At 60.6% G+C, this 10400-nt stretch carries 10 protein-coding genes and 1 pseudogene; 2 read left to right on the top strand and 9 right to left on the bottom strand.

All coding sequences use genetic code 11. From position 1 onward, the window contains the following. Positions 1-320: 320 nt before the first annotated feature. From purT to RIFP1SYM_RS13975, 9 genes and pseudogenes are all read right to left on the bottom strand, one after another. Positions 321-1523, bottom strand: a complete 1203-nt coding sequence (gene purT, locus RIFP1SYM_RS13940; protein ID WP_005965881.1) for a formate-dependent phosphoribosylglycinamide formyltransferase — start codon at positions 1521-1523, stop codon at positions 321-323. A 330-nt stretch (positions 1524-1853) separates the two neighbouring features. Further along, positions 1854-3296 (bottom strand): HDOD domain-containing protein, encoded by a 1443-nt coding sequence (locus RIFP1SYM_RS13945; RefSeq protein WP_005965884.1) that lies wholly within the window; start codon positions 3294-3296, stop codon positions 1854-1856. Next, positions 3284-4231 (bottom strand): serine/threonine-protein kinase, encoded by a 948-nt coding sequence (locus RIFP1SYM_RS13950; protein WP_005965885.1) that lies wholly within the window; start codon positions 4229-4231, stop codon positions 3284-3286. Before RIFP1SYM_RS13950 ends, RIFP1SYM_RS13945 begins: the two co-directional genes overlap by 13 nt. 159 nt (positions 4232-4390) lie before the next feature. Beyond that, positions 4391-4822 (bottom strand): hydrogenase maturation protease, encoded by a 432-nt coding sequence (locus RIFP1SYM_RS13955; protein ID WP_005965887.1) that lies wholly within the window; start codon positions 4820-4822, stop codon positions 4391-4393. After that, positions 4822-6119 (bottom strand): annotated as a pseudogene (locus RIFP1SYM_RS13960) (Ni/Fe hydrogenase subunit alpha). Before RIFP1SYM_RS13960 ends, RIFP1SYM_RS13955 begins: the two are co-directional and overlap by 1 nt. A 5-nt stretch (positions 6120-6124) precedes the next feature. Beyond that, the gene (locus RIFP1SYM_RS13965; protein ID WP_139042155.1) at positions 6125-6922 is read right to left on the bottom strand and encodes an NADH-quinone oxidoreductase subunit B family protein; all 798 of its coding nucleotides are present in this window, start codon (positions 6920-6922) and stop codon (positions 6125-6127) included. After that, positions 6922-7755, bottom strand: coding sequence for an FAD/NAD(P)-binding protein (locus tag RIFP1SYM_RS13970; RefSeq protein WP_006475507.1), 834 nt, complete (start codon positions 7753-7755; stop codon positions 6922-6924). Before RIFP1SYM_RS13970 ends, RIFP1SYM_RS13965 begins: the two co-directional genes overlap by 1 nt. After that, complete coding sequence (locus RIFP1SYM_RS18865; RefSeq protein WP_338063186.1) at positions 7748-7930, bottom strand: 4Fe-4S dicluster domain-containing protein; 183 nt, start codon at positions 7928-7930, stop codon at positions 7748-7750. Before RIFP1SYM_RS18865 ends, RIFP1SYM_RS13970 begins: the two co-directional genes overlap by 8 nt. Then, complete coding sequence (locus tag RIFP1SYM_RS13975; protein WP_338063187.1) at positions 7891-8886, bottom strand: 4Fe-4S dicluster domain-containing protein; 996 nt, start codon at positions 8884-8886, stop codon at positions 7891-7893. The genes RIFP1SYM_RS18865 and RIFP1SYM_RS13975 overlap by 40 nt, the downstream gene beginning before the upstream one ends. A 548-nt stretch (positions 8887-9434) precedes the next feature. Here RIFP1SYM_RS13975 and RIFP1SYM_RS13980 point away from each other — a divergent pair. Further along, positions 9435-9998: a hypothetical protein gene (locus RIFP1SYM_RS13980; protein ID WP_039960565.1), complete on the top strand. Its 564-nt coding sequence runs from the start codon at positions 9435-9437 to the stop codon at positions 9996-9998. Positions 9999-10003: 5 nt separating this feature from the next. Next, on the top strand, positions 10004-10291 hold the full coding sequence (locus tag RIFP1SYM_RS13985; RefSeq protein ID WP_005965897.1) for a PEP-CTERM sorting domain-containing protein: 288 nt from the start codon (positions 10004-10006) through the stop codon (positions 10289-10291). Positions 10292-10400: the final 109 nt, after the last annotated feature.

Here is a 10400-nt window from a genome sequence, read left to right on the forward strand (position 1 = left end):
GCACCCGTGGCACGTCACCAGCTGCGAAACTAGCTACACGTTTAACCGCAAGGCGGCACAGCGCCTACATTCCGCTCTGTATGATCATTAATCTGCTGACACTCTCGTTCGTCACCTTTTGGGGCATTGCGGCTTATCTGGCTGTATGGAAGTTCTTTTTGCCCCCGCCCTGCTAATGTTGATCGGCTGGCAGTTCAGCTCTCGCTAAGACTCATCTGCCCCCTCATCAAGAGCCAAACAGCCTCAGGCAATCTCCGCGCCGGGCTTTCCTCAGCTGTGGGATCAACCAAGTCCGCCTCATATTCTCTCCTTGAAGCGGGTCACTCTCCGGGTACAGGCCGAACCCGCCTCGCCACCTCCAGCGCCCGTTCGCGGGCCTGTTCCACACTCTCAGCGCGGGCCAGCGCCACGCCCATGCGGCGCCGGGTAAAGGATTGGGGTTTGCCGAACAGGCGCAGGTCGCTACCCGGTATCTGCAGCGCCTCGGCCACACCCTCGAAGGCGATCCCTTTCGCCTCCAGCCCGCCGTAGATCACGGCGCTGGCAGCATTCTCCCTAAGGCTGGTATCCACCGGCAAGCCGAGAATGGCGCGGGCATGCAGTTCAAATTCATTCTGGTACTGGCTCGCCATGGTGACCATGCCAGTGTCGTGGGGGCGTGGGCTGACCTCCGAGAACCAAACCTGCTCAGCGCGAATGAACAGTTCCACGCCGAAGATGCCACGCCCGCCCAGGGCGCTGGTGACCTGCTGCGCGATCTGCCGCGCCTTCTCCAAAGCCCGTGCACTCATCGCCTGTGGCTGCCAGGACTCCACATAGTCCCCCTGCTCCTGACGATGGCCGATGGGTTCGCAAAAGTGGGTTGCAATGCCTCCCTCTCCATCTGCAGCACGCACCGTCAGCAGGGTGATCTCATAGTCAAACTCGATCATCGCCTCGACGATCACCCGGCCACGCTGCACCCGTCCGCCGCGCATCGCATAGTTCCAGGCCGACTCCAGATCCTCCGGTCCGTGCAATGTCGACTGCCCTTTGCCGGAGGATGACATCACGGGCTTGACGATACAGGGGTATCCCACCCCGCCATCGATCGCCTGCTGCAGCGCCTCCAGGCTCTCGGCGAAGGCGTAACCTGAGGTGGGCAGGCCAAGTTCTTCGGCGACCAGCCGACGTATCCCCTCGCGATTCATGGTCAGCTGGGCGGCGCGTGCCGTCGGGATCACCTCCGCCAGCCCTTCGGTCTCGATGCGCGCCAGCTCATCGGTGGCAATCGCCTCGATCTCCGGCACGATCAGATGTGGGCGCTCCTGCTCCACCAGCGCCCGCAGTGCCGCCGGGTCGCTCATGTCGATGGCATACCAACGGTGCGCCACCTGATGCCCTGGCGCATGCGGATAACGATCCACCGCGATCACCTCTGCTCCAAGCCGCTGCAGGGAGATGATCACCTCCTTGCCCAGTTCGCCACTACCGAGCAGCATCACACGGGTTGCCGAGGCTGAGAGAGGGGTGCCGATCTGCATATTTTTCTCCGATTGGGTGAAGTCTCCCAGGAGCTTATCAACTCCTCTCCACTCACCTCCAGTTCCCCGTTTTTAAATCACCGCCCAAACCACCCAGCTGCCTGATCCGGCCCCCCCCCCCACGTATCTGGTGTGAATTTTCCACACCCTCGACCTGGTCGTAAAACGATCCACGTTTATCACAGGTAATCACAAGGAAACCCGGGGCTTTTTCAAACGGCTGTCGATATTATTTGCACATTGATATTGGAGAAACCGACGCCCCCATTGCAACCACAAGCAAGCTCGACTCTCCTGCGCATTGAGCACCTGCTCAATACCCCCATCGACTCACTGGCTGCGCAGTGCGAGCAGGATCTGGTTGCGCAGCGCCTTCAGCAGGTTGAGTTTTTTCTTATCGATCTCAAGCGCATCGGGCTGCGGGTGATCCGCATAGATCAGTCCCAGCGGCCGACCGTTCAGCACCAATGGAAACAGCAGGAAAGAGCCGGCGTTGGAGATTTGTTTGTACCACTGCGGGATGTCCTGCTGCATCTTCTGCTCTGCAGTATTGGCGATGTAGACATCTACCGCATTTTTCAGCGCCCCATGGAACACATCCACGCTGTATTTCATCGGAAAACGGAACGCCTTGATGAACGGCTCCAGATCGTCCCCAAAGCCACTGCGCCCCATCACTTCACCACTCTGGCGGTTGTACAACGCCAGCACCACACGGCGGAATCCCATCGAGCGGTACATGGTCTCCAACACCACATTGAACAGTTCGGAGATCTCACAATCCGCCACCATCAGACTGGTCACCTCCTGCAGTCCGTCCATCAGCAATGTCTCGCTCTCCTGCGGCGTGATCAGGCTCTCCGCTGTCACTGCCTGCTCCACCTCCTCCTGCTCGTTACTGCCATTGAGGATGCGGGTCTCTGTCAGGCCATCCGGAAGCGTCGCACCGCCACCCGGCTGAGCATCGCCCACGGGCTCAGTTACTGGCGGTTTGCCACTGCCGGATACAATCTTGCTGACAAAGCCCTGCGAGATATCGCTGTTCAGTACCTTGGCATAGGCCTTGAATTCATCCATCGCGTTGTGGCTCAGGTGAAGAAAGGTTTTGCGATCAAAACCAAGGCCCTTTCGATAACGCTCCAGCAACCTGCTGACAGCCTGACTGTCGCCGATTCCCTGTTCTGCCATCAGTCGGGTGGCATCCCCGGCGAAGGCGGCAAGCATGCGTCGCCGCTCGGTCTCACTCGTTGGTGGCCGATCCTCCTTCCAATGCTTCATTGCATCCGTCAACAAGTCGGGAAAGTTCCACTGCCGGGCAATTTCGATACCGACCGTCTCAAAGCTGACCCCCAACACCTGGTGCTGCGCCTGGATTGGCTGCAACGACTCCAGCTGCTGCAGCCGTTCCACCTCGCGGCTCTCATCAGGCAGATAGAACGCCACCAGTATTCTGCCCAGATCCCGCAGCATAGCGGCCAGAAAGAACCCCTCCGTATCGTTCTCACCCTGCTGCCGGGCCAGCTGACTGGCGAACACCGCACTGAACATCGCAGCCGAGACCTGCTCCCGCAGCCGCTCTGCCTGCTGCTTGTCCCCCAGGTGTTCAAAAAAGATCAGCGAAGCTGCCAGTGAGCGGATCGCCTGGATACCGAGCACCACCACCGCCCGGGAGACAGTACCAATCTTGCCGGAGAATCTACCGTAGTAGGCAGAATTGACCACCTTCAGGATCTTGTTGGTCAGCGCAAAGTCTTTCACGATCACGCTCGCCATCTGCCCCGCATCCTTGCCCTCACCTGCGACATGGCATTGATCCGGCGTACCGACTGGGAGAGCACCGGGAAGTCGCTCTTGCGGCGCATCCGACGCAGCAGAAATTCGACCGTGCCATGGGCGCCATCCACCTCTTCTGCTGGCTCGCCCTTGAGCGCCTCGAAGGCCTTGAGCATGTCACCGGCATCCGCGTAGCGCGCATCAGGATCCTTCTCCAGCGCCTTCAAAACAAACCGGTCGAGGCGCTCATCCACCGCCTCATTGAAGCGCGAGGGCGGCTGCACCCGGGCCTTGAGAATGCTGTCCAATACGATCTGCTGACTGCTGCCACTGAACACCGGCATCCCGGTGAGCATCTCATCCAGGATCAGACCGAGGGCAAAGACATCCCCCGGCGCTCCCACCTCACCGCGACTGATGTACTCAGGGGCCAGGTAACGCGGCGTGCCGATGCGCGACCGATCCCGCTCACGCCCTTCCGAAAGCAGACGGGCAATGCCAAAATCCATGATCTTGGCCACCCCATCCGGATTGATGATGATGTTGCCGGGCTTCAGATCCCGATGCACGATACCGGCCCGGTGCGCCTCCGCCATACCCTGAAGGATGCCGCGGAAGATATTCAGTGCCAGGGGTAGCTCCAGCCTGGCAGAACGGATCTGATCGCTGAGCAGCTCTCCTTCCACATACTCGAACACCATAAAGGGCAGACCGCGCTGCTCGCCGGCCTCGTAGATGGAGACGATGTTGGGATGCTGCAGCCGGCTCATGGCGCGCGCCTCGCCGCACTGCGCCGACTCCTTTACCGAGCGATCGAGCAGCTTGATCGCGACCCGGCGCTGCAGCTGGGTGTCGAAGCACAGATAGACCGTGCCCTGGGCCCCGGCCCCCAGCTTCTTGCCCACCTTGAAACGCCCGATCTGGTTTAGCGTCATCCACTTTCCCCTATAGCTCTGCCGGGTTATCGGCCATACAGGGAATTTCTTACCTTATTAACCAGGCAATTAAATATGGCACATGTATTGGTCGGGCTGTGCTCGACATTATCCTTGATTTCAATCGGTGACACGCGCTGGCCACGGGCCACCCTATATCTATTTAATTGCCGGGTTAATAGCGCCCCGCTGCCACGCTTCGAGCTGCGCCAACAGTGCGGCACCATCCAGCTCAGGGGGAGAGGGTGTAGCGGCATCGATCACAATGCCGAGCAGTAGCAGGCGCTGCGGCAGCTCCCCCAAGGCTTGCGCCAGCGCCAACGCCTGCGCCACACCAAAACCATGCACCGCGTTGATCTGGCCAGGATCGGCCAGCTCCGCCAGATCGAGCCGGCGGATCTGCCCCGGCTGCCCCTCCGCCCGCAGCGCATCTAGCAACACCACCGACTCCTCTAGCCAGGGGATCAAGGCGCTGCCGGGACGGTCGAGACACACCACCTCCACATCCGGTAACTCCGCACCTAGCCATTCGGCGGCATGCCAAGCGACACGATCAGCGCCGAAGGGAGATCCGACTGCAATCACTCGCATCAGCGGCGGCGGACCTTCAGTGTCAGGAAGTGGGTCGCACAGGAGATGCAGGGGTCATAGTTGCGGATCACCTGCTCGGCACGCAGGCGCAATGCCAGGTCATCCTTGTCTAGCCCCATCAGCGTCAGCGAATTGTGGATATCCTCCTCGATGCGCGCCTGATTCTGGCTGGTGGGGGGCACGATACGGCCACTCAACACCCGTCCCTGCTCATCCACGTCGTAGCGATGCCAGAGGATGCCGCGCGGCGCCTCAGTGCAGCCAAAGCCGGTACCGGCGCGGGGCGTGAAGGGCAGTGCCGGCATCTCGGGCAGTTGGTAATCCTGCAGCAGTCGACTGCCTCAGCGACCGCCAGATAGAGCTCCACCGCCCGTGCCAAGATACTGTGAAACATGTTGTGGCTGGGGATATGAATACCGCACTCATCCAGCAGTCTGCGCAGCCCAAGCGGCAGCTGATGAAAGTTGAGATTGAGCCTCGCCAGCGGCCCCACTAGATAGGATCTACCCTCCAGTTCGGAGTGGAAGGCGGTGGAGTGGTCCACCTGCTTTTCGCGAAAGTGGCTGGCGAACTGGTTGATCGGGATGTCGAGCCCCTGCCCGGAGATCAGCCGCCCCACACCGATGGCGTACTCATCTGGCGCACTCAGGGCGACACTGACAAAAGCCTGCTCATCCTGCGGGAAATCGAGCCCAGCACACAAACGCAACAGCGCCTCCGCCTCCAGCAAAGCCGCCTCCAGGCGATGCACCATTGCCTCCACCGCAGCCGGCTCCGGCGCACGGTAGAAGCCGCCCACCCGCACCCCCACCGGATGCACCGAACGAGCACCAAACAGCGCAATCAGATCGTTGCCCAGGCTCTGCAGGCGCAGCCCGCGGCGCACTATCTCGGGGTGATCCACGGCCATCGCGATGGCGCTCTCGTAGCCGAAGAAGTCGGGCGCGGCCAGCAGGTGGATATGCAGCGCATGGCTCTGCAGCCACTCACCGCAATACATCGCCCTGCGCATGCGCTTGATCCAGGGTGTCGGCTCGATGCCGAAAATGCTCTCGAAGGCCTGCACCGCACTCATCTGGTAGGCGACCGGACAGATGCCGCAGATGCGCGCCACCATGTCGATTACCTGGTCGCACTCGTAGCCTTCGATGAACTTCTCGAACAGCCGTGGCGGCTCAAAGATACGCAGCCGCAGCTGCTCGATCTTGCCATCAACGATATCGAGCTCCAGTGCACCCTCGCCCTCGACTCGGGTCAGCACCGGCACATTGATGTGGATCTCGCGGGAGTCGCCCATGCTCCTCATTCCTCCTCCGCCGCTCTGGCGCGCAACCGCACACCCGCCTCGGCAAACGTCGGCGCGCCACCCTGGATGAAGAGAAAGCGCCGTGCGCTGGCTGCCTGATCCAGCCCCAGCTCACTGAAGCGCTGCGCCAGGCTCTCATGGTGCACCGACTCCACCGGCCCGTAACAGCCGTAACAGCCCCGCCCCTGGGAGGGGCAGAGTGCGCCGCAACCAGCCAGGGTCACCGGTCCCAGACAGGGCTGACCGCTGCTCACCAGGGTGCAGACCAACCCCTGACGTTTGCACTCCATGCAGAGTGCACGCCGTTCCCGCACCGGCTCAACCCCGTTCAGCAGGTCCCGCAGGGCGCGCAGCAGCTGGTTTGAATTGACCGGGCAGCCCGGCAACTCCAGGTCCACTTTGACATGTGCAGCGATGGCACCGGACTCCGGCAGGATCTCGATCTGTTCTGGGTGGGGATAGAGTGCCGCCATCCAGGCAGCCGCATCGGCCAGATTGCGCAGCGCCTGGATCCCGCCCGCGGTGGCGCAGGCGCCGATGCTGATCAGGTAGTCGCTATTCTTCCGCACCTGGCGAATGCGCTCGATATCCTCGGGGGTGGAGATGCTGCCCTCCACCAGCGCCAGATCGACATGGGCAGTCGGATCACTGGGCCCTGCCTCGGCAAAGTGGACGATCTCGAGATAGTTTGGCAGCTCGAGCAGTGCCTCACCCAGATTGAGCAGGGCAAGCTGACAGCCATCACAGGAGCTGAATTTGTGCACCGCAAGGGTGGGTTTTGTTTCTCTCATCATCAAAACCCCTTTACGCCGAGGAAGTCTGCCACCTCCTCATAACTGAAGATCGGTCCGTCGTGGCAGACGCGCTTCGGCCCGATCTGGCAGTGCCCGCACTGACCGATGCCGCACTGCATGTTGCGCTCCATGCTCAGCCAGATGCGCCGATCAGGCAGCCCTAGGTCACGCAGCTGGGCAATGGCGGCAATCATCATCATCTCCGGCCCACACAGCATGGTGAGGGTCTTTTGGGTGTGCAACTCCAACATCCCGATCAGCTCAGTGACCATACCCTGCTGCCAGGGCCAATCCCGGCTTGTCACATCGGCAGCCAGGTGGACATGCACATCATGCTGCTGGGTCCACTGATCATACTGGTCACGCCAGATCAGATCGTCGCAGTGTTTGACCCCCTGCAGGATATAGATGCGACCAAACCGCTCACGCCGCCGCAGCAGGTAGCCGATCACCGACATCAGCGGCGCGCAGCCTAAGCCGCCAGTAATCAGCAACAGATCCTTACCCTCGGCCTCGGCCAGCGGCCAGCCACGACCGAAGGGCCCGCGAATGCCCACCCGGTCGCCCGGCTTGAGGCTCTGCATTTTGCGTGTCACTCGGCCCACCACACGGATGGTGTGGTCGAAGAAGTGGCTGTCCTGCGGATCGGAGACGATAGAGATCGGGATCTCGCCGACACCGAACAACGACACCATGTTGAACTGCCCAGGCTTAAACTCGAACGCCTGCTGCTGATCACTATCCTCAAACTCCAACCGTAGGGTGAAGATCGTCTCCGACTCCTGGGTACGGCGATCGATGATGGCGATACGGGGCAGGTGCGGGTCAAACATCAAAATCATCCTCCCCGAGCACCAAACCCACCTCCCGGGTCAGGTCGATCCCTACCGGACACCAGCTGATACAGCGGCCGCAGCCGGTGCAGCCGATGCGCCCGAACTGATCCTGCCAGCCGGCCAGCTTATGGGTCAGCCACTGCCGGTAGCGCTGCGGGATGGTGGTGCGCACATTGAAACGGCCCATGCTGCTTGGGCCGGGTTGAAGCAGGAGTCCCACTGGCGGATGCGCACGGCGCTTGTCCCGTCCAGCGCCGTGCGGTATTCGGTGGAGTAGCAAAAACAGGTGGGACAGACCGCGGTACAGTTGCCGCAGGAGAGGCAGCGCTCCCCGACCTGATCCCAGTCTGGATGGGCCAGGTTGTCGTAGAGACGGCGCAGCACCGCCGGCGACGGCAAACGTCGCTGCTGGGCGGCGGCGGCCCGGTCTGTCGCCTCATTCATCTCGGCAAGCTGTGGGTCGCTGGCGAGCGGCAAGGCCAAAGATTGCAGCAGCGCCTCGCCCCGCTGTGACCCTCCCCAGGTGAGAAAACCCGCATCCAGTTCTGCCAACCCGATGTCGAACCCCCCGTTTAAAGAAGGGCCATCGCCGGTGGAGGTACAGAAACAGGTCTCTGCCGACTCGGCACAGTCAACCCCTACCAGAAACAGCGCCTCGCGCCGCGCTTTATAATGAGGATCGGGGGCGGTGCTGGAGAGGAAGTGTCTGTCCTGGATCGCCAAGGCTGCCAGGTCACAGCCGCGCACACCGATCACCGCGATCGGAGTCGCCTCAGCCAGCCCGGACTCTAGCTGCATCTTCCCATCCGGCCCCTGGGACTCTTGCCAAAGGCACTCTTCCGGCGCGAAGCAGAGGGGTTTCAGTCCCTGCGGGCCCTGGTTCCAGGCGAACAGGCGCTGATCCTCTCGCTGCTCAAGACGATAGCTGCCCGGCTGCTGCCGGTTCACTACCCCTGTCGGCAGGGCGGCCATACCGCTGATCGGACGAAATTGGATCACCCCAGATTCAACCACCGGACCGAGCAACTGCCATCCCGCCTCCGAGATCGCATTGAGCAGGCGATCGAATGCGTTTCGTGGCAGAAATCCCGGTCGCCGTGCGCCGCTTGAAGATACTGAACTCTCCACCCTTACTTCTCTCCATTCGCCGGAGCCTGAAATCGGCAGGGCAACACACCTTTGCTGCAATCCTCTAGCAGTGTAGACGACATCCATGACTCAGAAAGAGAGATCACTCTTCCCAATCCGTCGCTTGGCTTTACACTCCGACAGGAAGCCCCGCCCCATTCCGGCCACTGACGCTGAAGCTGCTTCCTATCCGCTGGCTGGGCAAGAAGCCCGTTCAGATCACGGGAAATCGATTCCATTCCCCGGAAATCCATTCTTCTCTCTGTCGGTCTGCCTGACAAACTCGACTTTTATTCCCCAGACTATGACCCGCTTTCCCATGCCCTTTTCCGGCGAGAATATCCTTCTCCAAACACGCTCATCAGAGAAACCCATTCCTTTTAATTTTTATCTTTAATATTCAATAAGTTTCGTCATTATTTGCGCAACTATCGCCACCTCATCCGCGTTTAATTCCGCAGCTGAGATCGCCTCATCCCAAGCTGGCCCGCCACTTGCCACATAGCAGGCAAGTTCACTTTCAGCAGATCCATCAGGAGATTGGGACCATGGCTAACGCAACCACTTTTACCCAGAAGGCTCTCAAACTGAGCGCTGCCGCACTGCTACTGCTCGCCGGCAGCGCCGCTCAGGCGATCACCATCGATTCTGATATCAGTGATTGGATCAAGGCCCCCAAGGGCAAGGCATCCGACTGGAACAAGACCCTGCGCAGCAGCATCTCGGTAGTGGTCGAGGATCAGCACAAATGGTATCTCAACCCCGGCTATGGCGGTCAGAAGTATGATGCCGAGGCGATGTATGTGGAGCTAGTCGGCAGCATGCTCAATATCGGTATCGCCACTGGCCGTGCCCCCCACGCCAAAGGCTGGGCCGCCGGTGATATCGCCCTCAACTTCGATTTCGGCAGCGACGCCACCTCCTTCGAATATGGCATCGTCACCCGCGATCACAACGGCATGAGCCAGGGTGACGTCTACTCGGTCGATAATTGGAACTACGGCCTCTGGGTCAAGCCCAAAAAGACCAGCAGCGCGATGAATACCTACAAGCTCTCCCACCCCACCAGCATCAAGTCTGGTGATCTGCTGGGTAACGTGGACCTCGCCTAGGTGAGATGACCCACGGCAGCATGAACTTTGGTGACTCAAAGCCCGATAAGATCGGCAAGTATAAAAAGGACCGCCACTACATGATTGAGACCAGCGTCGATCTGGCTCTGCTCAACCTGGGCTCGCTGAATGACTTCGACCTGCGCGTGCACTGGACTGCAAACTGCAACAACGACTGGATCCAGCTCGATATGCAGCACGCCCAGGTGCCGGAGCCCGCTTCATTGGTACTGCTCGCCATCGGCCTGATCGGCTTCGCCAGCCGCAAGCGTCTGCGGCGCAAACAGGCTTAGTTCCTGACCTATAACAATAACGATCTTAACTCTCCATTTGACGCCCTCGTTTGAGGGCGTTTTTTTATTGGGCGCCACCTGACCCTGTAGGAGCGCCGCACATCAAGAA

This window comes from endosymbiont of Riftia pachyptila (vent Ph05), assembly GCF_000224455.1.
Taxonomy (GTDB): Bacteria; Pseudomonadota; Gammaproteobacteria; order Chromatiales; family Chromatiaceae; genus Endoriftia; species Endoriftia persephonae.